Source organism: Pelomonas aquatica (assembly GCF_026712205.1).
In the GTDB taxonomy this organism is placed as follows: domain Bacteria; phylum Pseudomonadota; class Gammaproteobacteria; order Burkholderiales; family Burkholderiaceae_C; genus Pelomonas; species Pelomonas aquatica.
Window position 1 is genome coordinate 135,723 of the sequence record NZ_JAPPUW010000013.1, and the last position, 24,593, is coordinate 160,315.

Annotated in this window: 22 protein-coding genes; 15 read left to right on the plus strand and 7 right to left on the minus strand. The window is 71.2% G+C overall.

Going from position 1 to position 24,593, the window contains the following annotated elements:
- Positions 1–330 precede the first annotated feature (330 nt).
- Positions 331–900 (minus strand): DUF1134 domain-containing protein, encoded by a 570-nt coding sequence (locus NYP07_RS15295; RefSeq protein WP_268151865.1) that lies wholly within the window; start codon positions 898–900, stop codon positions 331–333.
- A 184-nt stretch (positions 901–1,084) separates the two neighbouring features.
- Here NYP07_RS15295 and NYP07_RS15300 point away from each other — a divergent pair, with 184 nt between their 5' ends.
- From NYP07_RS15300 to NYP07_RS15325, 6 genes are all read left to right on the plus strand, one after another.
- Positions 1,085–1,519: a hypothetical protein gene (locus tag NYP07_RS15300; protein ID WP_268151957.1), complete on the plus strand. Its 435-nt coding sequence runs from the start codon at positions 1,085–1,087 to the stop codon at positions 1,517–1,519.
- Positions 1,520–1,548: 29 nt separating this feature from the next.
- Complete coding sequence (locus tag NYP07_RS15305; protein ID WP_268151953.1) at positions 1,549–1,929, plus strand: PilZ domain-containing protein; 381 nt, start codon at positions 1,549–1,551, stop codon at positions 1,927–1,929.
- 98 nt (positions 1,930–2,027) lie between these two features.
- Positions 2,028–3,125, plus strand: a complete 1,098-nt coding sequence (locus tag NYP07_RS15310; protein WP_268151867.1) for a sensor histidine kinase — start codon at positions 2,028–2,030, stop codon at positions 3,123–3,125.
- The gene (locus NYP07_RS24060; protein WP_268151869.1) at positions 3,122–4,165 is read left to right on the plus strand and encodes a histidine kinase; all 1,044 of its coding nucleotides are present in this window, start codon (positions 3,122–3,124) and stop codon (positions 4,163–4,165) included. Before NYP07_RS15310 ends, NYP07_RS24060 begins: the two co-directional genes overlap by 4 nt.
- Entirely contained in the window at positions 4,162–4,944 is a 783-nt protein-coding gene (locus tag NYP07_RS15320; RefSeq protein ID WP_268151871.1) for a LytR/AlgR family response regulator transcription factor, read from the plus strand. Before NYP07_RS24060 ends, NYP07_RS15320 begins: the two co-directional genes overlap by 4 nt.
- A gap of 37 nt (positions 4,945–4,981) precedes the next feature.
- Positions 4,982–6,064: an esterase/lipase family protein gene (locus NYP07_RS15325; RefSeq protein WP_268151873.1), complete on the plus strand. Its 1,083-nt coding sequence runs from the start codon at positions 4,982–4,984 to the stop codon at positions 6,062–6,064.
- Positions 6,065–6,071: 7 nt separating this feature from the next.
- On the opposite strand, the gene NYP07_RS15330 is transcribed toward NYP07_RS15325, so the two are convergent.
- Both NYP07_RS15330 and NYP07_RS15335 read right to left on the minus strand, forming a co-directional pair.
- On the minus strand, positions 6,072–7,064 hold the full coding sequence (locus NYP07_RS15330) for a GlcNAc-transferase family protein (RefSeq protein ID WP_268151875.1): 993 nt from the start codon (positions 7,062–7,064) through the stop codon (positions 6,072–6,074).
- On the minus strand, positions 7,061–7,720 hold the full coding sequence (locus NYP07_RS15335) for a class I SAM-dependent methyltransferase (RefSeq protein WP_268151877.1): 660 nt from the start codon (positions 7,718–7,720) through the stop codon (positions 7,061–7,063). Before NYP07_RS15335 ends, NYP07_RS15330 begins: the two co-directional genes overlap by 4 nt.
- Before the next feature lie 151 nt (positions 7,721–7,871).
- Here NYP07_RS15335 and NYP07_RS15340 point away from each other — a divergent pair, with 151 nt between their 5' ends.
- The 5 genes from NYP07_RS15340 (at position 7,872) to NYP07_RS15360 (ending at position 13,401) form a co-directional block, all read left to right on the plus strand.
- Complete coding sequence (locus tag NYP07_RS15340; protein ID WP_268151878.1) at positions 7,872–10,076, plus strand: molybdopterin-dependent oxidoreductase; 2,205 nt, start codon at positions 7,872–7,874, stop codon at positions 10,074–10,076.
- Positions 10,077–10,106: 30 nt separating this feature from the next.
- Positions 10,107–10,334, plus strand: a complete 228-nt coding sequence (locus tag NYP07_RS15345; RefSeq protein WP_268151880.1) for a hypothetical protein — start codon at positions 10,107–10,109, stop codon at positions 10,332–10,334.
- Positions 10,307–11,290, plus strand: a complete 984-nt coding sequence (locus NYP07_RS15350) for a serine hydrolase domain-containing protein (protein ID WP_268151882.1) — start codon at positions 10,307–10,309, stop codon at positions 11,288–11,290. The genes NYP07_RS15345 and NYP07_RS15350 overlap by 28 nt, the downstream gene beginning before the upstream one ends.
- A 90-nt stretch (positions 11,291–11,380) precedes the next feature.
- The gene (locus tag NYP07_RS15355) at positions 11,381–12,133 is read left to right on the plus strand and encodes a MerR family transcriptional regulator (RefSeq protein ID WP_268151884.1); all 753 of its coding nucleotides are present in this window, start codon (positions 11,381–11,383) and stop codon (positions 12,131–12,133) included.
- Positions 12,130–13,401: an MFS transporter gene (locus NYP07_RS15360; protein ID WP_268151886.1), complete on the plus strand. Its 1,272-nt coding sequence runs from the start codon at positions 12,130–12,132 to the stop codon at positions 13,399–13,401. The genes NYP07_RS15355 and NYP07_RS15360 overlap by 4 nt, the downstream gene beginning before the upstream one ends.
- Positions 13,402–13,663: 262 nt before the next feature.
- Here NYP07_RS15360 and NYP07_RS15365 read toward each other — a convergent pair whose 3' ends face one another.
- Both NYP07_RS15365 and NYP07_RS15370 read right to left on the minus strand, forming a co-directional pair.
- On the minus strand, positions 13,664–14,230 hold the full coding sequence (locus NYP07_RS15365; protein WP_268151888.1) for a DUF1439 domain-containing protein: 567 nt from the start codon (positions 14,228–14,230) through the stop codon (positions 13,664–13,666).
- 69 nt (positions 14,231–14,299) lie between these two features.
- Positions 14,300–16,024 (minus strand): sialidase family protein, encoded by a 1,725-nt coding sequence (locus NYP07_RS15370; RefSeq protein ID WP_268151890.1) that lies wholly within the window; start codon positions 16,022–16,024, stop codon positions 14,300–14,302.
- 413 nt (positions 16,025–16,437) lie between these two features.
- On the opposite strand from NYP07_RS15370, the gene NYP07_RS15375 reads away from it, so the two are divergent.
- Complete coding sequence (locus tag NYP07_RS15375) at positions 16,438–18,858, plus strand: WD40/YVTN/BNR-like repeat-containing protein (RefSeq protein ID WP_268151892.1); 2,421 nt, start codon at positions 16,438–16,440, stop codon at positions 18,856–18,858.
- Between the two features lie 52 nt (positions 18,859–18,910).
- Here the strand turns inward: NYP07_RS15375 and NYP07_RS15380 are convergent, their stop codons facing one another.
- Together NYP07_RS15380 and NYP07_RS15385 are read right to left on the minus strand one after the other, a co-directional pair.
- Positions 18,911–19,516: a response regulator transcription factor gene (locus NYP07_RS15380; RefSeq protein ID WP_268151894.1), complete on the minus strand. Its 606-nt coding sequence runs from the start codon at positions 19,514–19,516 to the stop codon at positions 18,911–18,913.
- On the minus strand, positions 19,509–21,422 hold the full coding sequence (locus tag NYP07_RS15385) for a PAS domain S-box protein (RefSeq protein ID WP_268151896.1): 1,914 nt from the start codon (positions 21,420–21,422) through the stop codon (positions 19,509–19,511). The genes NYP07_RS15380 and NYP07_RS15385 overlap by 8 nt, the downstream gene beginning before the upstream one ends.
- Positions 21,423–21,537: 115 nt before the next feature.
- Between NYP07_RS15385 and NYP07_RS15390 the strand changes: the two genes are divergently transcribed.
- The 3 genes from NYP07_RS15390 (at position 21,538) to NYP07_RS15400 (ending at position 24,572) form a co-directional block, all read left to right on the plus strand.
- On the plus strand, positions 21,538–22,548 hold the full coding sequence (locus tag NYP07_RS15390) for a TRAP transporter substrate-binding protein (RefSeq protein WP_268151898.1): 1,011 nt from the start codon (positions 21,538–21,540) through the stop codon (positions 22,546–22,548).
- A gap of 120 nt (positions 22,549–22,668) precedes the next feature.
- A complete protein-coding gene (locus tag NYP07_RS15395) occupies positions 22,669–23,292 on the plus strand; it encodes a TRAP transporter small permease (protein WP_268151899.1) in 624 nt (207 codons plus the stop codon).
- Positions 23,289–24,572, plus strand: a complete 1,284-nt coding sequence (locus tag NYP07_RS15400) for a TRAP transporter large permease (RefSeq protein ID WP_268151901.1) — start codon at positions 23,289–23,291, stop codon at positions 24,570–24,572. Before NYP07_RS15395 ends, NYP07_RS15400 begins: the two co-directional genes overlap by 4 nt.
- Positions 24,573–24,593 lie beyond the last annotated feature (21 nt).

Below are 24,593 nucleotides of genomic sequence, written 5' to 3' on the forward strand. Positions count from 1 at the left end.
ACTGCGCGACAAAAGGCCGAGCTTGCCGGCGAGGTGCGCCGCCGTCCTTGACGCGGCGCATGGTCGAACCTGTTCACGGCCTCCCCATGGTGCCCGCAAGGCATCCCCGGGCCGCAATCAAGGCGTCCGCCGCCGGCCAGGCTCATGCCTGGCCAAGGTGGGCAACGCAGAGTGCGGCCCGGGGATGCCTTGCCCTTCGGGTTGCCCCGCAAAGCCAGCGTCTGCGGCGTTGCAAATCCTCGCCGGGCACCCAGCCCGTCTCCGGTTTGCGCCTTGCAGCCACTGGCTTTGCGGGGCAACGGGCGCCATGGGGAGGCCGTGAACAGGTTCTTAGAACGGGTTGATGGTCTTCTCGCGGCGGTAGTGGATATAGCCCACGCTCGCGCCCGCGCGCAGGCCCACGCCCAGGCGGATGGGCGCCAGCGTGATGCCCTTCAGGCGCTGGTAGTTGATGCCGGCGCCGCCGATGTAGTAAAGGCTGCCGTCCACGCCGGGGAAGCGCTGGTAGATGGCGCCGGCATTGGGCAGGTGGTAGACCAGCGTGAAGACCTTGGACGCGTTGGCGCCCAGGTCGAAGCCGATGGACGGGCCGGCCCAGTAGACGCGGCCGCCACCGCCGCCCTTCATCAGCAGCTCGCCGTCGCCGTAGCGCAGGCCGACGGTGATGGCCGCGCCGGCCTCCTCGCCCTTGATGTAGGCGTTCGGGCGGCCCTGCTCCTTGAAGGCCTTTTCGATGACCTTGGCCAGACCCTCGGTGGTCTGGCCGAAGAAGTCGGTGGCGGCCTTCAGGATGGAGTCCTGGTCGTAGGTGCCGTCCTTGTCGTCGGCGGCCATGGCGGGCAGGGCCGTGGCGGTGGCGAGGGCGGCGAGGTGTTGCAGATGCTGGCGGCGGTCGATCATGGTTTGCGCTCCTTGGGGCAGGCCTTGGGCGGCCAGCATAAACAAAGCAGCGTGAAGTTTGGCCGCCCGTTGCCAGTCCACACAACCCGGTCCGCCGCGTCGGGGCCATGGCCCTCCCGCCAAGGCGTGTCGGGGCGCAGGGGGAGGCCCATGGCCACGACGCAGTGGACTAGACTCAGGCGCCATGTCGTCCAACCCCGATCTGCTGCGGCTGTCCGCCGCCCTCGAATACGTCGACCTCGCGGCCGGTCTGTATCTCGCCGGCGGCGCCGACCAGGCGGCGCGGCTGCTGGCCGCCGCGGCCGAGCAGCAGCTCGGCGATCTCGTGCGCCTGATCGACGCGCCCAGCACCACGGTGGACACGCGCGAGCTGCTGGCCCGCGTCGCGCGTGCGCACCGGCCCGCCGTCGTCGCGCCGCGCGAGGCGCCCAGCCGAGACTGGCAGGCGCCGCCCGCGGCGCCCGACGGCGTGCGCGACGAGACCGTCGCCTTCCTGCGCGCCGCCTGGTTCATGCTCGAAGCCATGGGCCTGGCCGCGCTGGCGCCCGAGCGGCTGCAGCAGGCCATCGAGCACAGCACCGTCTTCAGCGGCGGCTCCGAGCTGGAGCCTTTCGTCTAGCCGCCTCGCCCGCCCCTCGGGAGACCATCATCAGCACCGAACGTCGCCAATTCGCCCGCGTCGCCTTCGCCTCCGGCGCCGAGCTGGTCACGACGCAGGCGCTGCTGCGCTGCCAGGTCGTCGACATCTCGCTGAAGGGCGTGCTGCTGCAGCTGCCCGACGCCCCCGCGCCGCAGGCCGGCATGCCCTGCCTCGTCAAGCTGCCGCTGGGCGACGGCGCGGGCGGCCCCGTCATCGCGATGGCCGGCGAGCTGGCCCATGTCGAGAACGGCCATGCCGGCGTGCTGTGCCGCAGCATCGACCTGGAGTCCATCACCCATCTGCGCCGCCTCATCGAGATCAACCTGGGCGACCCGGCAGCCTCGGAGCGCGAACTCAAGGCGCTGATCGCCGCGGCCGGCACCGGCTGACGGCCGCGGCGAACCCGCCATACCCGGCTTGGCGCCGGATAGGGGCGGTTTCGTCGCATGCCGCCCCGCAGGACGGCGGCGCGCCGAGAATGCCGCGGATGGAGGACATCCGCCCGCTGCAAGCCTTTCGCCGCGTCTGCAATCTGCGCATGCTGGCGGGCGTCTACTACTTCTGCCTGCTCTACGCCATCTCGCGTGAACTGACCTGGTTCGGCGAAGGCAGCGGCGGCCTGCGCGACGCCCTCTTCGACCTGGTCCGCTTCAGCCGCCAATGCCTGCTGACCGGCGTGTCGCTGCTGCTGGCGGTGGCCCTGGCCGAGGCCCTGCTGGCCGGGCGGCGCTGGAAGCTGCCCGCCGCGCTGTCGGTGCAGGCCCTGGCCGTCGGCCTGGGTGCGGCCCTCGGCACCTTTCTGCGCTATGTGGTCGCGACCATGGACGACCCCAGCAACGAGATCAAGCTCGGCTGGATCGTGTCCACCGTCGCACTGTGGTCCCTGCTGGGCGGCATGGCCTATGCGCTGCTGCGCGTCAGCCGCGCCCAGCGCGAGGGCCGCGACGAGCTGGCGCGGCTGTTCCGCGAACGCGAGGCCCTCAAGACCCAGCAGACCGAGGCCCAGCTGTCGGCGCTGAACGCGCAGATCGAGCCCCATTTCCTGTTCAACACACTGGCCAACGTCAAACGCCTGTACGAGACCCAGCCCGAGCGCGGCCGCGACATGCTGGTGGCCCTGATCGCCTATCTGCGCGCCGCCCTGCCCGGCATGCGCCGCCACGAGTCCACGCTGGCCGACGAGCTGGAGCTGGTGCGCCACTACCTCGCCATCCTGCAGATGCGCATGGGCGAGCGCCTGTCCTTCGACATCGCCGCGCCGCCCGAGCTGCTGGAGGCCCGCCTGCCCACGCTGGTGCTCCCCACCCTCGTCGAGAACGCCATCAAGCACGGCCTCTCGCCGCTGCCCGAGGGCGGGCGCATCGAGATCCGCGCCGGCCATGCGGCCGGCGGCGGCCTCACCGTGGAGGTGGCCGACAACGGCCAGGGCTTCGGCAGGGCCAGCGGCGGCACCGGCGTGGGCCTGGCCAACACGCGGGCACGGCTGGCCGCCCGCTTCGGCGACGCCGCCGCGCTGGAGCTGGAGGCCACCCAGCCGCACGGCGTCGTCGCCCGCGTGCGCCTGCCCGCCGAGGCTTTGACGTGATCAAGCATGTCTTGCGCTCCTGGCGCTCGCTGCGCCTGAACGAGGCCCTGGTCTTCGTCAGCGCGGCCCTGCTCTTCGGCGCCATCGACCTGACCTCGCTGCTGGAGCTGCGCGTCGGCCACCAGCTGCCCGAGGTGGTGGCCCGCCACCTGAGCCTGCCCCTGGTCAGCTGCGCCGTGCTGCTGCTGTGCTGGCTGCCGGCCGCGCGCAGCAGCGCCATCCACCCGGCACGGCGCCGGCGCCTCGTGGCCGCCACGCTGCTGGGCTCGGCGCTGACCATGGCCGTCATCTATCCGCTGGCCGACGCCCTGCCCTGGCCCTCGCTGTGCGACCTCTATGCCCAGATGCACGGCAAGCCCCGCTGCACGATGTTCCGCATGACCGCCGTCATCGGCGACACGCTCTGGATCTTCATGCCCGCGCTGATGATCGTCGGCATGCTCGAATTCCACAGCCTGCGCCGCCGCCAGGACCAGGCCGCCCAGGACCTGCTGCGCGAGCACAGCCAGCTGCGCCGCCACGCGCTGGCTGCGCGCCTGGCCGCCCTGCAGGCCCAGGTCGACCCGGCCCTGCTGTTCGACGCCCTCGTCTCCGTCGAGCAGGCCTATGCCGGCCGCGACCCCGGCGCCAGCGCGCGGCTGGAACGCCTCATCCGCCACCTGCGCGTGGCCCTGCCGCGGCTGCGCGATGCCGGCGCGACGCTGGGCGGCGAGGCCGAGCTGATCGCCAGCTACCTCGACCTGCTGCGCGACCTGGGCGACCACGCCCCGGCGTTCGACTGCGAGCTCGGCTCGCGCGGCGCCACGCCGCTGCCGCCCATGCTGCTGCTGCCGCTGGTGCAGCGCGCGCTGCGCCTGGGCCGGCCCGGGCGCTGCTGGCTGAAGGCGGGCGCCGGCATCACGCTGGGCTTCGACCAGGGCGGCCTGTGCAACGAAGACGCCGACCTCGCCTCGCTGCGCGAGCGCCTCGCCGTGCTGGACGGCAGGCTGCTGTGCACCAGCAGCGAGGACCGCACCGAATTCATGCTGGAGCTGCCATGAGCCTGTTCGCACCGACCGCGGTGGTCGCCGAGGACGAGGCCGCGCTGCGCGGCGAACTGGTCGAGCAGCTCGGCAAGCTCTGGCCCGAGCTCAGCATCGTCGGCGAGGCCGCCGACGGCCTGGAGGCGCTGCGCCTGCTGGACCGGCACCGGCCCGACATCCTCTTCCTCGACATCGAGATGCCCGGCGCCACCGGCATCGACGTGGCCCGCCAGGTCAACGGCCGCGCCCACGTCGTCTTCGTCACGGCCTACGACCAGTACGCCATCGCCGCCTTCGACCAGGGCGCGGTGGACTACCTGCTCAAGCCGCTGGCCGGCGCGCGGCTGTTCACGGCCATCTCGCGGCTGAAGGCGCGGCTGGGCCAGGCGCCCGCCCAGCTCGGCGGCGTGCTGGACCAGCTCGGCGCGCGGCCTTCATCCACGACTGCGGCGGCGCCATCGGCCGCGCGCGCGCCGCTGCGCTGGATCAACGCGTCGGTCGGCCAGACGCTGCGCCTCATCACCGTCGACGAGGTCATGTTCTTCCAGAGCGACAACAAGTACACGCGGCTGGCGCTGAAGGACGGCGAGGCGCTGATCCGCAAGCCGCTGAAGGAACTCATCGACGAGCTCGACCCGCAGCAGTTCTGGCAGATCCACCGTTCCACGCTGGTCAACGTGAACGCCATCGCCAGCGTCAGCCGCGACTTCCGCGGCCGCATGCAGATCAAGCTCAAGCACGGCAGCGAGATGCTGCTGGTGGCGGAGAGCTGCGCGCATCTGTTCCGGCAGATGTGAGGGGGCGGCCCGGCGCGGCGCGGCGCATGATCTCCCTATGCCCCCCACCCAACACCTGCGCGGCGCCAGCCGCCTCGCCATCGAGGCCGTCACCGGCATCACCGACCTCGTCGAGGCCCTGCATGCCGAGATCGCCCGGCTGCCGCTGACGGCATCGAGCCCGCGCACGCGCGGCCTGACCGGCCTCGTCTACCGCGGCGTGCGCGGCGTGACGCAGATGGTGGGCGGCGGCTTGGACCTCGCCCTCGACGCGCTGACGCCCCTGCTCGGCCAGGCCGGTCCCGAGCAGGCCAACGCGGCCATCGCCGCGCTGAACGGCGTGCTGGGCGACTACCTGGAGGCCAGCGGGAACCCGCTCGCCACCGCCATGCGCCTGCATCCGCTGGTGGACGGCGCCACCGGGCCGGCCCTTGTCCTGCTGCATGGGCTGTGCATGAACGAGGCCCAGTGGCGCCGCGACGGCGCCGACTTCCCCGCCGCGCTCGCCCGCCTGGGCTACCGCCCGCTGGGCCTGCGCTACAACAGCGGCCGCGCGATCTGGCGCAATGGCGCCGAGCTGGCCGAGCTGCTGGACGAGCTGCCCGGCCCGATCACGCTGCTGGGCCACAGCATGGGCGGCCTGCTCGCCCGCAGCGCCATCGCCCAGGCCCAGGGGCGGCGCTGGCCCGCGCGCCTGCAACGCCTCGTCACGCTGGGCACGCCCCACCTCGGCGCACCGCTGGAGCGCGGCGGGCAGCAGGTGCAGCAACTGCTGACCGTCAGCGCCTACTCCCGCCCCTTCGCCGCGCTCGCGGCACGGCGCAGCGCCGGCATCCGCGACCTGCGCCACGCCAGCCTGCTGGAGGCCGACGCCGGCAAGGCCAGCCGCATCCCGCTGCCCGCGGGCGTGGCTTGCCATGCCATTGCGGCCACCACGGCAAAGAAGCCCAGCGGCCCACCGGCGCGCTGGCTGGGCGACGGCCTGGTGCCTGTGGCCAGCGCCCTCGGCCAGCACCGCGAGGCATCGCGCCGGCTGGCGTTCACCGACACCGCCGTCATCACGACCCTCGGCCATCTGGGCCTGCAGACCGATGCGCGCGTGCTCGGGCAGCTGCAGGGCTGGCTGACGCCGGTCCGCTGAGGCCCGCTCAGTACCCGTAGCGGGCCTTGTATGCGCTCGGAGCGATGGATCTGGCGGCGTAGTCGATGCCGCTGAAGGCCGCGTACTCCGCCAGGCTGCGCACCTTGCCCAGGCCGTAGATGCCCAGGTCGGCCCCGTCCCACAGCAGCGCGGCCATGCGGCGGTTGGCGGCCTCGGTGAACTGGGCCGAGCAGATCTGGCGCTGCGCGTCCAGTTCGGGCGACCAGTGCAGCGCACGCGGCGAATGGCTGCCGGTGAGGTACTGGTGGTAGATCGGCATGCGCGGGATTTGGAAGATGTCCCAGCCACGCGTCCAGGCCCGCAGTGCGAAGGCCTGCTCTTCCCCGTGGAAATAGAGGAAGGGGTCGTAGGGCAGTTCCTGGACCAGGCGGCCCGGCCCGAACAGGCAGCCCGCGCCGATGTGCAGCGCCGGCAACGGCTCGCGCCCGGCCACCGGCACCGCCTCGAAGGTCAGCACCGGGTGGTCGGGCTGGAACTGTTGCTCGCTGCGCACGACGAAGGCGAGCAGTTCCGGCCCGGCGATGTCGGCGACCGGCTGGCCGTCGCGCAGCGTGAAGGCATTGGGATAGGTGCTGATCAGGCTGCGCGGATTGCGCAGTGCGCAGCGCTCGCCCCAGTGGACCAGGCGCTCATCCCAACCCGGCTCGAACCACATATGCGAGTCGATCTGCAAGAACCACGGCTCGCCCTGGTAGAGCGACATCGCGATGGCGCGCGCCCAGCAGGGGCCACGCGCCTCCAGCGGGTGGATGTGGATGCGGCGCACCTGCGCCTGCCATGCCTCGGGCAGGCGGATGCAGGCCTGCGGCATTTGCTGCTCGACCACGCCGAACACGACGCGCCCGGGCCGGCTCGCCTGGGTGAGCGCGCTGGCGATGGTGAAGCCGAGCAGCGGGTCGCAGTAGGCCGCAAGGCTGACGAAGATGCGGTCCTGCTCGGGCCGGCCCGCCGCCAGCACGGGCTTGGGTGGCGGCCTCATGCGGGGCGGTAGGCGACTTCGCGCGGCTGCTCCACCAGCCGCAGGCGCGCCGGGCGTACGAAACTGGCCACGTCGTGGAACTCGTGCACCGGCAGGTTGACGGTGTTGACCCGCTCAACCAGCTCCCGCAACGGCACCGGGGACGGCAGGTAGCCGCGCAGCAGGAACACGCCCATCGAGCGGCAATTGTCGAAAGCCCAGAGGTCGTGCCAGTGCAGGTCGCGCTCGCTCCAGACCGAGACATGGGCCTCGGCGTCGACGCCGTCAACGCTGCCCTGGACGAGGAATTCCGGCGCGATCACCAGCGTGTAGGCCGCCCGGTAGGCCAGCGCATTGAGCATGTCCAGGCCGACGCTCTTGGGCATGTGCTCGATGCAGTCTCCCAGGATGGCGAGGTCGAAGCGCTCGTTGATGCCGCTCGCCTGCCATTGCGCGGCGGTCTGGATGCGCACCTCGTCATAGAGCCCGTGCAGGCCGAAGCGCTCCACATACGCCGCCTCGGGCTCGACGGCGACGCTGCGGCACCCCGGCGCCGCGCTCCGCAGCAGGCGGCCGAACTTGCCGGCGCCGGCGCCGAAATCGATGGCCTGCCGGGGCGCAATCCACTCGATGAGCTGGCGGGCGAGCGAATCGAAGACGACGAAGGATCCAGGCATGACGGCTGCGAACGGCGGGGCGGGGAAAACATTTTGTTGTCGCTCCGTGTCGTGCGCATGGCAAAGTGGGCAGCCACCGGCGCATGTCGCCCGTTTGACGTGATTTTCTGGGATGACCGCCACAGAATGGCGGCCCAAACCGGAGACGCCCATGCCCGAAAGCCACTACCGCATCTGCCCCCTGTGCGAGGCCTGCTGCGGCCTGGAGGTGAAGACCGAGGGCGCCCGGGTCATCGCCATCCGCGGCGCCGAGAACGATGTCTTCAGCCATGGCTACCTCTGCCCCAAGGGCGTCAGCCTGAAGGACCTGCACGAGGACCCCGACCGCCTGCGCACGCCGCTGATCAAGCGCGACGGCGTCTTCGTCGAGGCGAGCTGGGACGAGGCCTTCGCCGAGATCGAGAAGCGCCTGCTGCCGGTCTGGCGCGAGCAGGGGCCGGATGCGGTCGCGCTCACCATCGGCAACCCGGCCGCGCACAAGGTCAGCCTGCTGGCCTACACGCCGCGCCTCGTGCGCGCGCTGGGCACGCGCAATGTCTTCAGCGCGTCGACGCTGGACCAGATGCCCAAGCAGCTCAGCGCCGGCCTGATGTTCGGCCACTGGCTCAGCATCCCGCTGCCCGACATCGAGCGCTGCGACTATCTGCTCATCCTCGGCGGCAACCCCATGGTGTCCAACGGCAGCCTGTGGACCGTGCCCGACTACCGCGGCAAGGCCAAGGCGATGCGCGCGCGCGGCGGCCGCATCGTCGTCGTCGACCCGCGCCGCAGCGAGACGGCCGCGGCGGCCGACGAGCACCTGGCGATCCGCCCCGGCGGCGACGCGCTGCTGCTGGCCGGCATCGCGCACACGCTGTTCGACGAAGGCCTCGTGAAGCTCGGCCGGCTGGCCGACCACGTCAACGGCCTCGACGAGGCCCGCACCGCGCTGCAGCCCTTCGCGCCCGAGGTCACGGCCGCCGGCTGCGGCATCCCGGCCGACACGCAGCGCCGCCTCGCGCGCGAGCTCGCCGCCGCGCCGCGCGCCGCCGTCTACGGCCGCATCGGCACCTGCACGACGCGCTTCGGCACGGTGAACTCCTGGCTCGTCGACCTCCTCAACGTGCTGACCGGCAACCTCGACCGCGAGGGCGGCGCGATGTTCGCAAAGGCCGCCGCCTTCGCGCCGAACACGCAGGGCAGGCCCGGCAGCGGCAAGGGCGTGACGACGGGCCGGCGCAGCAGCCGCGTGTCCGGCGCGCCCGAGGTCTTCGGCGAGCTGCCCATCACCGTCATGGCCGAGGAGATCGAGACCGCTGGCGCCGGCCAGGTCAGGGCCCTCATCACGGTGGCCAGCAACCCGGTGCTGTCCGCGCCCGGCGGCCCGCGCATCGCGAAGGCGCTGGAGGAGCTGGACTTCATGCTCAGCCTGGACATCTACGTCAACGAGACGACGCGCCACGCCGACGTCATCCTGCCGGGCCTGTCGCCGCTGGAGGACCTGCATTTCGACGTCGCCTTCCCGCAGCTCAGCCACCGCAACCATGCGCGCTTCTCCGGCCCGGTCTTCGATGCCGCCGCCGGCACGCCGCAGGAGTGGCAGACCCTCCTCAAGCTCTGCGCGCTGCTCGAAGGCCGTGGCCTGGGCGTGGACGTGCAGCGCCTGGACGACGAGGCCATCGAATCCGACGTGCGTCGCTTTGCCGGCGAGCAGACGCCCGCCGTGCTGGCCGCGCTCCAACCCTGGCGCGGCCCCGAGCGCCTCATCGACCTGCAGCTGCGCGTCGGCCCCTACGGCGACCAGTTCGGCCGCAAGCCCGATGGGCTGAACCTCGCCAAGGTCAAGGCCGCCAGCACCGTCGAGGGCGGCGGCGTGGACCTGGGTGCGCTCGGCGCCCGCATCCCCGAGCTGCTGCGCACGCCCAGCGGCAGGATCGAGCTGGCGCCGCCCTCGGTGCTGGCCGACCTCGCCACCGTGAAGGCCGAGCCGGCGCCCGCGTTCAGCCTCATCGGCCGCCGCGACACGCGCTCGGGCAACAGCTGGATGCACAACCTGCCGGTGCTGGCCAAGGGGCCGGATCGCTGCACGCTGCTGGTCCACCCCGAGGACGCGGACCGGCTGGGCCTGGCGGAGTTCGCCAAGGTCAGCAGCGCGGTCGGCGAACTGGTCGCGCGCGTCGAGCGCAGCGCCGACATGAGCCGCGGCGTCGTCAGCCTGCCGCATGGCTGGGGCCATGGCCTCGACGGCGTGCAGCTCGGCGTCGCGCGCGAGCGCCCCGGCGTGAACCTGAACGCGCTGCTGGACGACGCGGCGCGCGACCCGCTCAGCGGCAACGCGGTGCTCAGCGGCGTGGCCGTGGAGATCGCCCCCGCCTGATCGACCCGCCGCGGGCCGGCTGGTGAAGCCATGCAAAGCCGCACCACCGCGCCGGCCTGCGCCAGCGGCTGGGGCACGCCCAAGGTCGCGCTCTTGCTGACCACGCACGGCGGCATCGAGTTCTCGCGCGACGACAATGCCGCCCAGCCGGCGCTGGTGCTGCGCGATGCGCGGCACGAGTACCGGTTCGTGGCGCTGCGCCGAGCCGCCACGGCACCCCGGAGGCCCCGATGCGCTGCGCCACCCTCGCCCTGTTGACCGCCGCCCCGCTGCTCGCCCATGCCGACCCGACGCCCGCGCAGCGCGCCACGGCCGCGCGGCTGGCCGCCGAGAAGTCGGCCGCCTGCGTCGCCGCCCAGCCCTTCTACTGGGAGGTCGGCAACGCGAAGGAGCCCCTGGCCGGCGGCAAGGCCGGCGACGGTGCGCCCGAGCGCGGCACCGAGATGGCCATCGCGTCGGCCTCCAAATGGATCTACGCCGGCTTCGTCGCCGAGCGCCGCCAGGGCCAGCTGACGGCCGAGGACGTCAGGTTCCTGCACTTCAAGTCCGGCTACACCAATTTCCGCGCCTGCCGGCCCGGCCAGAGCGTGGCGGCCTGCCAGGACAGCCTCATCAACGGCCGCGGCCGCCAGAACACGGCGACCGAGGACCGCTTCGACTACAACGGCGGCCATATGCAGCAGCACGCCGTCGTGATGGGCCTGGGTGCCTTCGGCCCCGACGGCCTGGCGCTGGCCGTGCGGCAGGCGCTGGCGCTCGCGCTCGGCGGCGACTGGCGTTTCGATTACAGCCATGCCCAGCCCGCCGGCGGCGGCCGGAGCTCGGCGGCCGACTACAGCCGCTTCCTGCGCGCGGCCATGGGCGAGCAGCTGCAGATCGGCCGCCTGCTGGGCGCGCACGCCGTCTGCACCAACCCGCAGACCTGCCCGCGCGAGGCCGTGAAGACGCCCATCCCCGCGACCGAGAGCTGGCACTACAGCATCGGCCACTGGGTCGAGGACGACCCGCAGGTCGGCGACGGCGCGTTCAGCAGCCCCGGCGCCTTCGGCTTCTATCCATGGATCAGCGCCGACAAGCGCTTCTACGGCCTGGTCGCGCGCGAACAGCGCCACGGCGTGATGAGCGGCGACCCGAGCGACAAGCCGGCGATCGCGTCGGTGGCCTGCGGGCACGAGATCCGCGCCGCGTGGATGGACGGCCGGCCGCGCCCGTAGCGGGCAGCCGCCTTCCGAAAAAGACGCTTGACCCTCACGCAACGTGAGGCTTGATGATGCGGCCCGTCAACCAGGAGCGGGACTGCCGACATGGACTACACGGTGGGGGAGCTGGCCAAGCGCGCCGGCCTCACGGTGCGGACGCTGCACCACTACGAAGAACTCGGCCTGCTGCGCCCCTCGGGCCGCAGCGAGGCCGGCTACCGCCGCTACGGCGAGGCCGACGTGCTGCGCCTGCACCGCGTGCTGGCCCTGCGCGACGCCGGCCTGTCGCTGAAGGCCATCGCGCCGCTGCTGGACGGCGAGGCGCCGCAGCCGCTGGCCGCCGTGCTGCAGGGCCAGATCGAGCAGATCGAGGCCCAGCTGCTGGCCCAGGAGACGCTGCTGCAGACGCTGCGCAATGCCGCCAAGCGGCTGGCGCTGCACGGCGATGGTGGCGACGCGCTGCAGGTGCTGCTGGACGCGATGGCCATCCGCCGCGTGCAGGAGCGCTGGTTCAGCGCCGAGCAGATGCGTTCGCTGCGCCGGCACTGGGAGGCCATCCCCGCCGCCGAGCGCGACGCGGTGGAGCAGGCCTGGCCCGCGCTGATCCGCGCGGCCCGCGACGCAATGGAGGCCGGCCGCGACCCGGCCGCGCCCGAGGTGCAGGCGCTGGTGCGGCGCTGGCTGTCGCTGCAGAAGCAGTTCATGTCCGCCTCTGCCGACATGCCCCGCATGGAGGCCACGATGAAGCGCATGTATGCGGCCGAGCCCGAGCTGGTGCGCCAGTCCGGCGTGACGCCCGAGCTGCTGGCCTATCTGCGCCTTTCCAAGGCTTCCCTGCCGCCCGAGGAGCAAGCATGACGACGACCACGCCGGACACCGCCGACCCGCGCCGCGCGCTGCTGCGCAACGCCAATTTCCGCTGGCTGCTGGGCGGCGGCCTGCTGTCCATGCTGGGCGACCAGTTCACGCTGCTCGCCCTGCCCTGGCTGGTCATGTCGATCAGCCGCGACCCGCTGGTGCTGGGCACGGTGCTGGCCCTGGGCAGCCTGCCGCGCGCCGTCTTCATCCTCGTCGGCGGCGCGCTGGTGGACCGCCACTCGCCCCGGCGCGTGCTGTGGCTGACCAAATGGATCAACGCCGCCCTGCTCGGCACGCTGGCGGCCCTGACGGCCGCGGGCGCCATCACGCTGCCGCAGGTCTATGCGCTGACGCTGGCCATCGGCCTGGCCACCGCCTTCAGCTATCCGGCCGGCAGCGCCATCCTGCCGCAGGCCGTGCCGGTGGCGCTGCTGCAGCCGGCCAACGGCCTGCTGATGGGCGCCGGCCAGCTCGTGCTGCTGCTCGGGCCGGTGCTGGCCGGGCTGCTCGTCACCACGGGCGGCGCCCCCGGCCTGGGCCGCGGCGGCCTGGCCTGGGCCTTCGGCTTCGACGCCTTCAGCTTCGCCGTGTCGGCCTGGACGCTGGCGCGCGTGCAGACGGCCGCGCGCGAGGCCAAGGCCGCCCAGCCCGTGTTCGCGGCCATCGCCGAGTCGCTGCGCAGCTGCTGGCAGGACCGCGAGCTGCGCGCCCTCTTCCTCTATTTCTCGGCCATCGCCTTCTTCGTCGGCGGGCCCATCCAGGTGGCGCTGCCGGTGCTGGCCAGCGAGCGCCTGCCCGGCGGCGCCGCGGCGCTGGGCCTGATGCTCGCCGCCCACGGCCTGGGCGCGCTGGCCGGCATGGCCGTGTCGGGGCTGAAGCCGCACTGGCGGCTGTCCACGCTGGGCGGCACGGTGCTGCTGATCGACAGCCTGGCCGGCGCCGTCTTCCTCGTCTTCGGCCATGTGCACGCGGCCTGGCAGGGGGCGCTGCTGCTGCTGCCGCTGGGCGCTTTAGGCGGCTTCGTGCAGGTGGCCGTCTACAGCTGGCTGCAAAGGCGCATCCCGCCCGCGATGCTGGGCCGCAGCATGGCCCTCTTCATGTTCATCGTCATGGGCCTGGCCCCGCTGGCTTCGGCCGCGGCGGGCGCAGCGCTGCGCGTGCTGGACGTGACCCAGCTGTTCACGGCGGCGGCGGCCTGCCTGCTGGTGGTGGTGGCGCTGGGCGCGGCGTTCACGCCGATCCGGCGGATTGCCTATCTGCAGGCCTAGGGCCTGCTCACACGACGGGAATCGGTGCGAGAGGGTCTGCGCGGGTGCAGGGCTAGGCGTGCGACGCCGCCTGGGCTCATGCCCAGGCAAGGCGCGCAACGACACCACGCGCCCGCGCAGACCCTCTCCCGAAGGGTTGTTACTCAAAAGCCCGCGCGCGGCGTTGCGAAGCCTCGCTGGGGATGACCCCAGCTTCGACTTCGCGCCTTGCTCGCGGGCTTTTGAGTGACAACGCATCCGATCCCCGTCGTGTGAACAGGCCCTAATCGCTGGAGCCCACGAAACTCACCCTCAACTTGCCGTGGACCACCTTCACGTCGCGCACGGCCTGCCTGGCGAACGCGCCCTTGGCGCCGTTGCCGTCCAGCGTGTAGACGGGGTGAGACTGCATCGCCTGCCGGGCCAGCACGGCGCCGTTGGCCTTCACGAGCTCGGCGTATTCGGGCGGGAAGCCGGCCAGTTCCAGCGTCGTGATCTGCAGGTCGTCCAGGAAGAGCTGGCCGTCGTTCGGCACATAGCGCGGCCGGCCGGACAGGCCGATGCGGCCGGTCCTCTCGCGCGTGCCCAGCAGCAGCCTCACGTCCGCGTCGAGGCCGATGCGGTCATCGCCTTCCCTGAGCACGACCACGGGGTTGGACAGGTCCAGGCAGGCGATGACGAGCTTGCAGTTGCGCAGCGGAAACCGCGTCGCGATGCGCGCCTGCAGTTCGGCCGGCTCGATGTCGAGATGGCCCAGGGTCATGCCGCCGAGGTAGCCGCAACCCGACAGCCCCGCCGCGGCGAGCAGTGCGGTGGCGACGTGGGGCAGGCGGCGGATCATGCGGTTCATGGGCTTGCCGGGCGGATCGTCCCACGCCCGAACCGCCGGCAAGCGCCGCCGCCGCCATGCCCGGCCCGGTCAGTAGTCGATCCCGAGCAGCGTGTCCTGGTTCGGCTTCGTGACGCCCGGGTTGCCGCGGAAGTCGGTCCACACCGTGACCGCCTTGCCGCTGGCGTCGAGCGCCGTGCCGGTGTAGTCGCCGATGAAGGCGCCCGCGAACTGGATGTAGGGGTTGGACGACTGCGCCGACACGCGCGTCTGCGCCGCGAAGTTGTCGGTCGACGAGCGGATGGCCCAGTCCATGCACACGGGGGCGTCGCGGCGCGCCGGGTCGGCCGGCAGCACGACACCGCCGGTGACGGTGTCGATCTCGGCGATGCCGCAGCGGCGGTCGATGGCGGTCGGCAGCGGCGAATACTCGCGCGTGTAGAAGCCCACGGCGATGCGGCCGGCGTTGGCGCCGACGGAGGGGTAGACCTTGTCGGCCGCGCCCGTCGTGATGGTGCGCGGCGCCGACCAGGCCGTGCCGTTGCTCGTCGTGACGAGCTTGACCTGGTTGGACGTCGTGCCCGCGAAGGCCGGCGCGCCGCTGCCGCAGTTGCCGGCGCCTTCGTTGTCGGCCCAGACGATGGCGACCGTGCCGTTGCTCGGGTCGATGGCCATGGACGGGAAGCTGTTGATGCGGAACTGCATGAAGGACAGCGTCTGCCGGCCCTGCGCGCCGGGGCGCTGGAGGGGGTAGCAGTCGGCGTCGTCGAAGACCCTTGCCACCTCGGTGTTGGCGAAGCTCGTGCCGCCGTCCACCGAGCGGGCCACGATCAGCGCATCGTGGGCCAGGTTGGCGGCCGCCGAGCCCTCGTAGGCCACATAGAGCGTGCCGTCGGGCGCCATGCCGACCTGCGAGCCCTGGTTGTAGGGGTGGGCGTCGTCGGACACCTCCTTGACCGAGGACCAGGACTTGCCACCCGTCCGCGAGCTGGCCATAACGATCGGCGAGCGCAGATAGCCCGCGCCCCTGGGGCCCTGGTAGAAGCGCGTCCAGCTCAGGTAGACCGTGCCGTCGTTGCCGACGCCTATCCACTCCTTGTCCTGGAAGAAATTGCTGCTGGCGGCCGAGCTGACCATCACCGGCGCCTCCCAGTGCATGCCGCCGTCCGTCGACACGGCCACCGCCACGCCGGAGATCTGCCGCGGGGATTTGTCGAAGTTGCAGACCAGCCCGGCGTAGTAGAGGCGGGCGCCGTCGCGGCTGAACGCCAGCACCGGGTCGCCGCAGGTATCGAGCAGGCCGAAGAGGCCCGAGCCGCCGGTGTCGCGCGTCCAGCCCGGCAGCACGACATTGGCCCAGGTCGCGCCACGGTTCATCGAGACATAGGCCACGTGCGCATTGGCCCGGTATTCATTGGCCGACGTGACCAGATGGCGGTCGTTGGCCGGGTTGACGACGACGTTCTGCTCGTTCTGCGGGTTGAAGCAGGTCGAGCCGTCCGGAAAGGCGAAGGCGGTGTCGCCGACGATCGCGTCGCGCTCCGGCCCGGCCAGCGGCAGGTACAGGCCGGCCGCATCGAAGGGTGCGCGGCGGCAGCGCGAGAACAGCACCTGGCTGCCCGCCAGCGGGTTGTTCTGCGCCTCTGCCTCGAACTGCAGCGGCGTGCGCAACTCGCTGCCCTCGCCGGCGCCCATGTCGGGCCCGGTGGCCTTGAAGCGGTTGCCGCCGGCAGCGGCCGCGCCGGCGAAGACGCCGATCGCCAGCCAGGCGGCGGCGCGCGGCATGGCGGCTGAGATGGTGGTGCGGATGGACATCGTGATCGACCTTTCTGCTGGACCTCTCACTCCACGGCAGCCATGTGCCGGGCCGGCGCGCCCATTCGCGCCAAGCGGGCCATGATGTTCCGGTCGACCCGCGCGATGAATCCCTCAGTTGGGTTGCTTCATTCGATGCCCTGCGCAGCGCCGCGGTGCTCCGGGACGCGGCCTGTCGAAAGCATCCGACCGCTACCGATGCGGATCGGATCGGATCGCCGCCAAGCGATGCATTTGCAACCCACTGCTGAGGCCGGAGCCGCCGCCCCGCGAGCCGTTGGTCGAAGAACGTGGCCCGACATCAGGGTATGCCCGCCCCACATTCGCGGGGCGGGACCGCCCGCAGCCCTACCCCGGCCTGGGCCGTCGCTCGTACATTCGAAACCCTTCCGCAGTCTCTCGAGGAGCTGGCGATGAGGAACGGCTTTTGGGGTTTCGGCCTGGGGTTGTGCATCGCAGCGGGCACACCGGCCGCGCAAGCCCAGTCGGATGCCGACGTCGATGCGCCGGCGAACTGCCTCACCGCGCTCGGCACGGTGGTGGATTCCGACCGGGAAGACGAGGCCGGCGTCGTGGCGGCGCGCATGGCGGCCGTCTGCGAGGCCAGGGGGGGCGTGCGCACGCTGGACGCGAAGGCGATCGCGAACGCGGCGGCCGATCAGGAAAGGGCCCAGAACGCCGCGCTGCTGCCCGGCGGCAATGCACCGGCCGGCGTGCCGGTGTGGTCGTCGATCGGCCCGGCGCGCAACAACTGGTGGAACAGCATCTACCACCGCACCAGCACGAACGTCGGCCGGATGCGCAATGTGCTGCCGGACCCCGCCCGCCCCGAGCGGGTCTATGTGCTGTCCGCCGGCGGCGGCCTCTGGCGCACGGACAACTTCTCGAAGAACAAGCCGGACTGGATGCCGCTCACCGACGGCGCCTACAGCACCTCGGGCGGTTCGGTGGCATTCGGCGCCAGCACCGACGTGCTCTACCTCGGCATCGGCGACCCCTTCGACGCGACCACATCGGTCACCGGCGTGATGCTGAAGTCCACCGATGCCGGCCGGACCTGGTCCCCCTTCGCCGACCTGCCCGACGCGATCATCGTGACCGACGTCAAGGTCGACACGTCCAGCGGCGTCGACACGGTCCTCGTGGGGACCGACGCCGGCCTGTATCGATCGACGAATGCCGGCGCCAGCTATGCGCGCCTGGTCTCGGCGGCGCTCGCCGGGCGCGGCGTCTGGAGCCTGCAGCGTTCCTCCAGGGGCTGGCTCGCGGCGACGCAGGGCAGCTGCGCCTGGGCTCGGGGTTATTGCAGCGGAACGGGGGGCATCGCGCTGTCCACCGACGGCGGCAACACCTGGAGCGCCGTGATGGACCTGCCCGCCGCCGGCCGCATCACGCTGGCCGTCGCTGCGCCGGGCGATGCCACGGTGTACGCGATCGCCGGCAATGCCGGCGGCAGCGCTCAGCTCGACCTGTTCAAGTCCGTCGACGGCGGCCTGACGTGGACGGCCCTCGGCATCACCGGCAAGGCGCCGACCAACCCGAACCCGGACCAGCCGACGATGGACATCCTCGCCAGCCAGGCCTGGTACAACCAGCTGCTGCTGGTCGACCCGCGCGACCCGGCCCGCAACACCGTCTTTCTCGGCGGACAGCTCTCCAGCGCGGTGACGCGCGACGGCGGCGCGAGCTGGACGCTGCTCAGCGGCTGGCTCGGCGAGTTCGGCCTGCCCTATGTGCACGCCGACATGCATGCGGCGGCGATGGTCAGCCTCAAAGGGGCGCCCGCCCTCGTGCTCGGCACCGACGGCGGCATCTTCGTGTCGTCCAACGACGGCAAGAGCTTCGACGACGGCAAGAACGACGGGCTCGTGACCGAGCTGCTTTATTCGGCCACGGCTGCCGGCGCGAACCCCTCGTTCATGCTGAGCGGCGCGCAGGACAACGGCACGCTGCTGCGCATCCCCAACCAGAGCACCTGGGACGGCGTGCTCGGCGGCGACGGCTTCGGCACCGGCTGGAGCCAGGCCAATGACGCGGCGAGCGTCGGATCGCTGTACTACTCGCGCATCCGCTACGCCACGGACAACCCGCCGAACGCGCGCAGCAAGTGGTCGCGCTCGCGCGGCATCTTGAGGAATCCGGACTACTACTACTTCTACACGCCGGTGCTCACTCCGACGGCGATGGCCGATCCCACCGGCCTGGTCTTCTTCACCAAGACCGGGTTGCGCGTCTACCGCTCGCAGGACGGGGCGGCGACCTGGCAGGCGATCGGCCTGAGCCGCTTCGGCGGCTTCTTCCCGAACGGCAATCCGGGCCTGACCTGCCGGTTCAACAGCAACATGATGAACATGGCCGTGGCCCCGACCAACATCGATCTGCTGGCCGTCGGATGCAACGGCGGCGCGGTCGCCATCACCACCGACGGCGGCGCCACCTGGACGCAACGCTCGATCCGCACGCTGCTCCCCCGCTACGCGGGCGTCAGCAGCGCCGCCTGGGGCGATGGCAGCACGCTCTACGTGGGCAGCATCACCCCGGGCCGGCCGGTCGTGAAGACGATGAACTTCGGCCTCACGTGGACCGTGGCCTCGGCGGGCCTTCCCCGCATCGAGGTCAACAAACTGCTGGCGGACTGGCGCGACGCGACCGGCAACACGGTCTACGCGGGAACCGCGCTCGGCGTGTACCGCACGACCGACGGCGGCGCCAGTTGGAGCCGCTTCGGCGCCAACATGCCCCTGGTGAACGTGAAGGATCTGCACCTGTCCGCCGACGGAAAGCTGCTGCGTGCCGCCACCTATGGCCGCGGCGTCTGGGAGTTGCCGCTGTGAGGCCGGCACCACTCGCCGCGCGGCGTGAGCGCAGGCCCGTCGATCCGCTGCGCTAGCGCCCCGCCAGCAGCGTCGCGACCTCGGCCGCCGAGCGCACGCCGAGCTTGGCGAACACGCGCGCGCGGTGCACCTCCACCGTGCGCACCGACACATTGAGCTCGTCCGCGATGACCTTGTTGAGCTTGCCGGCCGCCACGCGCGTCATGACCTCGTGCTCGCGCTCGGTCAGGCTGGCCAGCCGCGCGCTGCGCTCGGCGGCCTGGGCGCCTTCGGCCTGCATGGCGGCATCCACGGCCAGGGCCTGCTCGATGCGGTCGGCCAGCGCGTTGTCGCTGTAGGGCTTTTCGAGGAAGTCGAAGGCGCCCTTCTTCAGCGCCTCGACGACCATCGGGATGTCGCCGTGGCCGGTCAGGAAGAGCACGGGGTTCTTCAGCCGGCGCGCCAGCAGCTCGTCGTGCAGGCGCGTGCCGGTCATGGGCTCCATGCGCACGTCGAGCAGGAAGACGCCGCGCGGCGGGCCTTCGGCATCCAGCGCGGCCAGCAGCGCCGGGCCGCCGTCGAAGGCGCGCACCGTGAGGCCGCGCGAGCGCAGCAGGAAGGCCAGCGCATCGCGCACGCCGAGGTCGTCGTCGACGAGGTGGACCAGGCCGTCAGCCATGCGCGGGCTCCGGGTTGATTTCGCGGCTCAGCGGCAGGCTGAAGGAGAACAGCGCGCCGCCCGCGGCGGCCTCGCTGGCGTCGAGCACGCCCTGGTGGGCCTCGACGATGGAGCGGCAGATGGCCAGGCCCATGCCCATGCCGTCGGCCTTGGTGGAATAGAACGGCGCGCAGAGCTGCTCGACGCGCCGGCCCGCGAGGCCGGGGCCGTTGTCCTGCACGTCGATGCGCACGAAGTCGCCGGCCATGCGGCTGCTGACGGCGATGTGCCGCCCGGCCGGGCGCGCCAGCAGCGCGTCGGCCGCGTTGCGCACGAGGTTGATGACGACCTGCTCGATCAGCACCGCGTCGGCCAGCACCGGCGGCGCCTGCGGCGACAGCGCCAGGTCGAGGGCGATCTCGCGGCGCTGCAGCTCGCGGCGCAGCAGCTCCACGGCGGCGCTGATGACCTCGTTGAGGTCGCAGGGCTCGTGGCGGGGCTCGCGCCGGGTCAGGAACTCGCGGATGCGCGCGACGATGCGCCCGGCGTGCTCGGCCTGCTGGCCCAGGCGCTTGAGCGCGCCGCCGACGAGTTCGTCCTGCACGCCCAGCTTGGCCAGCGAGTTGGCGATGCCGGCGTTGTAGCTGGCGATGGCCGTCAGCGGCTGGTTGAGCTCGTGGGCCAGCGTGGAGGCGACCTCGCCGAGCATGGTCAGCCGCGCGTTGTGGGCCAGGGTCTCGACCTGGCGGCGCTCGCGCTCCTCGAGCCGGCGGCGCTCGGTGATGTCGATGATGCTGCCCATCCAGCCGATCTGCCGGCCGCCGGCATCCACCAGCGGCGACTCGAAGACCATCACGTCCACCAGCCGGCCCGAGCTGTGGCGCCAGTGCGCCTCGTAGCCCTCGCGCGGCGCCTGGCCGGCGAGGTTGCGGCGGTTGCGCTCGGCCACCTCGGCCAGCGCGTCGGGCGGCCAGTAGGGCATGGGCGGCAGCAGGCCGACGAGCCGCTCGGCCGGCAGGCCGACCATGTCGCAGAAGGTGCGGTTCACGTAGAGCAGCCGGCCGTCGAAGTCGCGCGCGCGCAGCGCGACGAGGGCCGAGTCCTCCATCGCGCGGCGCCAGGCGGCCTCGGTGCGGCCGGCCACCTCGGCGCGCTGCACCTGGCGCATCTGGCGGCGGATCAGCCAGCTCGCGACGGCGATCAGCGGCAGGAAGCCGGCCACCAGCACCCAGGCCAGCGGGCGCACGCCGTTGACGGCGGGCTCGCGCAGCGTCAGCTCCAGCGCGGCGTCGGTCAGCGTCGACTGCGCGAGCGGGCTGGCGCGCAGCGGGCCGGTCAGCGCGACGCGGTAGCTGGGGCGCGCGCCCTGGGCGGCGCGCATCGGGGAGTCGGTCGTCGAGGCGATGACCTGGTCGGCGCTGTCGACCAGCTGCACGTCGTATTTGCGCGCCAGCCACCAGGGCACGCCGCGCTTGAGCATCAGCGCCGGCGCATAGCGCACGACGAGCACGCCGTCCGGCGCGACGCGGGCCGTCAGGTGCAGGGACAGGCCGTCGTCGGAATGGGCCGCCTCGGCGTCCTCGGGCACCTCGGCCAGCACGCGGTTGCGCGCGTCCAGCCAGGTGACGGACTGCCACAGCCGGCGCAGGCCGGCGTTGACCTCGGGATGGGCCGCCAGCGCGGCGGTGCTGGGCTTCTGGCCGGCCAGCGCGGCGGCCAGCTGGCGCAGATGGGCCTGCTCGTCGTCGATGCGGTCGCGCAGCTGGGCCTCGGTGCTGAGGGCGTCAGAGATCATGGTCTGGCGCTGCTGCTCCTGCTCGTCGGCCTCGTTGGCCCGCACCCAGGCCAGCACGCCCAGCACGAAGACCAGGGATAACCCCAGGGGGGCCAGCCACAGGCTTCGGGGCAGCAGCTCGCGCAGATTCATGGCTCGCAGTCTATGGAGCCGCGAGGCCGTGCGAAATGTGGAACTCCACAACTACCCCCGCAGGCGGCGGGTCGGAAGAATCGCGCCCCATACCTACTACCCTACGGAGACAATCATGCCCTTGCGCCGTCTTGTTCTCGCTTCCGCCGTGGCCGCGCTGTCGGCGTTTTCCTTCGCCGCCCAGGCCCAGGCGCCCATCGTCATCAAGTTCAGCCACGTCGTCGCCCCCGACACGCCCAAGGGCAAGGGCGCGCAGCGCTTCAAGGAGCTGGCCGAGCAGCGCACCAACGGCCGCGTGAAGGTCGAGGTCTACCCGAACAGCCAGCTCTACAAGGACAAGGAAGAGATGGAGGCGCTGCAGCTGGGCTCGGTCCAGATGCTGGCGCCGTCGCTGGCCAAGTTCGGCCCGCTGGGCGTGAAGGAGTTCGAGGTCTTCGACTTGCCCTTCCTGTTCAAGGACACCGACGCCTTCCGCGCCGTCACCGACGGCCCGCTCGGCGCCGACCTGTTCAAGAAGCTGGAGCCCAAGGGCATCAAGGGCCTGGCCTACTGGGACAACGGCTTCCACATCATGAGCGCCAACAAGCCGCTGCACAACGTGGCGGACTTCAAGGGCCTGAAGATGCGCATCCAGTCCAGCAAGGTGCTGGACGCGCAGATGCGCGCCCTCGGCGCGATCCCGCAGGTGATGGCCTTCAGCGAGCTCTACCAGGCGCTGCAGACCGGCGTCGTCGACGGCACCGAGGGCGTGCCCAGCAACTTCTACACGCAGAAGATCTTCGAGGTGCAGAAGCACATGACGCTGTCCAACCACGGCCACCTGGCCTATGCGGTCATCGTCAACAAGAAGTTCTGGGACGGCCTGCCGGCCGACATCCGCACGCAGCTGGAAGGCGCGATCAAGGACGCCACCATCTACGCCAACGCCATCGCCAGCACCGAGAACGGCCGCGCGCTGGAGGGCATCAAGGCCAGCGGCCGCGTGAGCGTCTACACGCCGACGGCGGCCGAGACCAACGAATGGAAGAAGGCGCTGATGCCGGTCCACAAGGAAATGGAAGGCCGCGTGGGCAAGGCCACCATCGAAGCTGCGTACAAGGCCGCCAGCTTCGTCGCGCCGAAGTAATCAGCTACCCCCTGCGCGCTTCGCACGCCCCTCAAGGGGGCGCTGCCAGCGGCCTGGCAGTGGCAGTCGCCGAGCAGTCGGAACCGCTCGGCCAAGGCCAACAACGGTCTGGAGAAACTCATGTTCAACAAAATGCTGGACCATCTGGAGGAGTGGTTGATCTCCTTCCTGATGGCCGCCGCGACGCTGATCATCTTCGTCGCCGTCGTGCACCGCTATCTGGCCGGTGTGCCCTATATCCAGGATTACGCGCTCAAGCTCGACCTGAGCTGGGCGCAGACGCTGTGCACCATCCTGTTCGTCTGGATGTGCAAGTTCGGCGCGGCCTACGGCGTGCGCACCGGCATCCACGTCGGCGTGGACGTCGTCATCAACCGCATGGCGCCCAAGAACCGTGGCAGGTTCGTCATCTTCGGGCTGAGCGCCGGTGCCTTCTTCACCGGCGTGATCGCGGTGCTCGGCGCCGTCTTCGTGTGGAAGAACGGCGCGCACTACGCCTTCCTCGACCTGATCGGCCAGCCGAACGACGAGGTGCCCGAAGGACCGACGGACCCGGACCTGGAATGGCACACCTGGATCATCTACCTCGCCATCCCGCTGGGCTCGGCGCTGATGAGCTACCGCTTCATCCAGGTCTGCGTCGCGTTCTGGAAGACCGGCGAGCTGCCCAAGCATGACGAGTCCCATGTGCAGGGCATCGAAGAGCAAGCGCCCCTGCACGTCGAGGAGGAGAACAGGAAATGAACGCCCTCATCATCTTCAGTCTGCTGCTGGCGCTGATGCTGACCGGCATGCCGATCTCGATCTCGCTGGGCCTGACCGTGCTGACCTTCATCTTCACGATGACGGACGTGCCGGCCATGGAAGTGGCCCACAAGCTGTTCACCGGCATCGAGAAGTGGGAAATCATGGCCGTCCCCTTCTTCATCCTGGCCGGCAACTTCCTGACGCACGGCGGCGTCGCGCGGCGGATGATCAACTTCGCGACCAGCATGGTCGGCCACTTCCACGGCGGCCTGGCGCTCGCGTCCATCCTGGCCTGCTCGATGTTCGCGCTGGTCTGCGGCTCGTCGGTCGCCACCGTCGTCGCCATCGGCTCCATCGTGCTGCCCGCCATGGTGGCCCACGGCTACCCGATGCGCTTCGGCGCCGGCGTCATCATCACGGCCGGCTCGCTCGGCATCCTGATGCTGCCGTCGATCCCCAAGGTCATCTACGCGATCTCGACCAACACCTCCATCGGCGCGCTGTTCGTCGCCGGCCTGCTGCCCGGCATCCTGCTGGCGCTGATGCTGGCCGTCGTGACCTGGTGGATCGCCCGCAAGAACAACTACCCGCGCCTGGCGCGCGCCGGCTGGGGCGCCCGCTTCAAGGCCTTCCGCGAGAGCTTCTGGGGCCTGCTGCTCGTCGTCATCATCGTCGGCGGCATCTGGTCGGGTGCCTTCACGGCGACCGAGGCGGCGGCGATGGCAGCGGTGTACTCCTTCTTCGTGTCCATCTTCGTCTACAAGGACCTGAAGATGGCCGACGTGCCCAAGGTGCTGAAGGACTCGGCCAATATGTCCGCGATGCTGCTCTACATCATCACGAACGCGGTGCTGTTCTCCTTCGTGCTGACCAACGAGAACCTGCCGCACCAACTGGCCGACTGGCTGCTGTCGATGAACCTGGGCCAGCACGGCTTCCTGTTCGTCGTCAACCTGGTGCTGCTGGGCGCCGGCAACTTCATGGACCCCTCGTCGATCATCCTGATCATGGCGCCGATCTTCTTCCCGGCCGCCATGCAGCTGGGCGTGAACCCGGTGCACTTCGGCATCCTGATCGACGTGAACATGGAAGTGGGCCTGTGCCACCCGCCGGTGGGCCTGAACCTCTACGTCGCCTCGGGCATCTCCAAGCTCGGCATCACCGAGCTGACCAAGGCCGTCATGCCCTGGCTGCTGACGATGATCGTCTTCCTCATCATCGTCACCTACTGGCCGTGGCTGACCCTGGTGGTGCCCAAGGCCATGGGCATGCTGTAACGCCCTGCGCCCCAACGAACA

Bases quoted from the DNA above. Each gene is read 5' to 3' on its own strand.
- NYP07_RS15295 (WP_268151865.1), bottom strand. From the start codon at position 900: ATGATCGACCGCCGCCAGCATCTGCAACACCTCGCCGCCCTCGCCACC.
- NYP07_RS15300 (WP_268151957.1), top strand. From the start codon at position 1,085: ATGTCGTCCAACCCCGATCTGCTGCGGCTGTCCGCCGCCCTCGAATAC.
- NYP07_RS15310 (WP_268151867.1), top strand. From the start codon at position 2,028: ATGGAGGACATCCGCCCGCTGCAAGCCTTTCGCCGCGTCTGCAATCTG.
- NYP07_RS15320 (WP_268151871.1), top strand. From the start codon at position 4,162: ATGAGCCTGTTCGCACCGACCGCGGTGGTCGCCGAGGACGAGGCCGCG.
- NYP07_RS15325 (WP_268151873.1), top strand. From the start codon at position 4,982: ATGCCCCCCACCCAACACCTGCGCGGCGCCAGCCGCCTCGCCATCGAG.
- NYP07_RS15330 (WP_268151875.1), bottom strand. From the start codon at position 7,064: ATGAGGCCGCCACCCAAGCCCGTGCTGGCGGCGGGCCGGCCCGAGCAG.
- NYP07_RS15335 (WP_268151877.1), bottom strand. From the start codon at position 7,720: ATGCCTGGATCCTTCGTCGTCTTCGATTCGCTCGCCCGCCAGCTCATC.
- NYP07_RS15340 (WP_268151878.1), top strand. From the start codon at position 7,872: ATGCCCGAAAGCCACTACCGCATCTGCCCCCTGTGCGAGGCCTGCTGC.
- NYP07_RS15345 (WP_268151880.1), top strand. From the start codon at position 10,107: ATGCAAAGCCGCACCACCGCGCCGGCCTGCGCCAGCGGCTGGGGCACG.
- NYP07_RS15350 (WP_268151882.1), top strand. From the start codon at position 10,307: ATGCGCTGCGCCACCCTCGCCCTGTTGACCGCCGCCCCGCTGCTCGCC.
- NYP07_RS15355 (WP_268151884.1), top strand. From the start codon at position 11,381: ATGGACTACACGGTGGGGGAGCTGGCCAAGCGCGCCGGCCTCACGGTG.
- NYP07_RS15360 (WP_268151886.1), top strand. From the start codon at position 12,130: ATGACGACGACCACGCCGGACACCGCCGACCCGCGCCGCGCGCTGCTG.
- NYP07_RS15365 (WP_268151888.1), bottom strand. From the start codon at position 14,230: ATGAACCGCATGATCCGCCGCCTGCCCCACGTCGCCACCGCACTGCTC.
- NYP07_RS15370 (WP_268151890.1), bottom strand. From the start codon at position 16,024: ATGTCCATCCGCACCACCATCTCAGCCGCCATGCCGCGCGCCGCCGCC.
- NYP07_RS15375 (WP_268151892.1), top strand. From the start codon at position 16,438: ATGAGGAACGGCTTTTGGGGTTTCGGCCTGGGGTTGTGCATCGCAGCG.
- NYP07_RS15380 (WP_268151894.1), bottom strand. From the start codon at position 19,516: ATGGCTGACGGCCTGGTCCACCTCGTCGACGACGACCTCGGCGTGCGC.
- NYP07_RS15385 (WP_268151896.1), bottom strand. From the start codon at position 21,422: ATGAATCTGCGCGAGCTGCTGCCCCGAAGCCTGTGGCTGGCCCCCCTG.
- NYP07_RS15390 (WP_268151898.1), top strand. From the start codon at position 21,538: ATGCCCTTGCGCCGTCTTGTTCTCGCTTCCGCCGTGGCCGCGCTGTCG.
- NYP07_RS15395 (WP_268151899.1), top strand. From the start codon at position 22,669: ATGTTCAACAAAATGCTGGACCATCTGGAGGAGTGGTTGATCTCCTTC.
- NYP07_RS15400 (WP_268151901.1), top strand. From the start codon at position 23,289: ATGAACGCCCTCATCATCTTCAGTCTGCTGCTGGCGCTGATGCTGACC.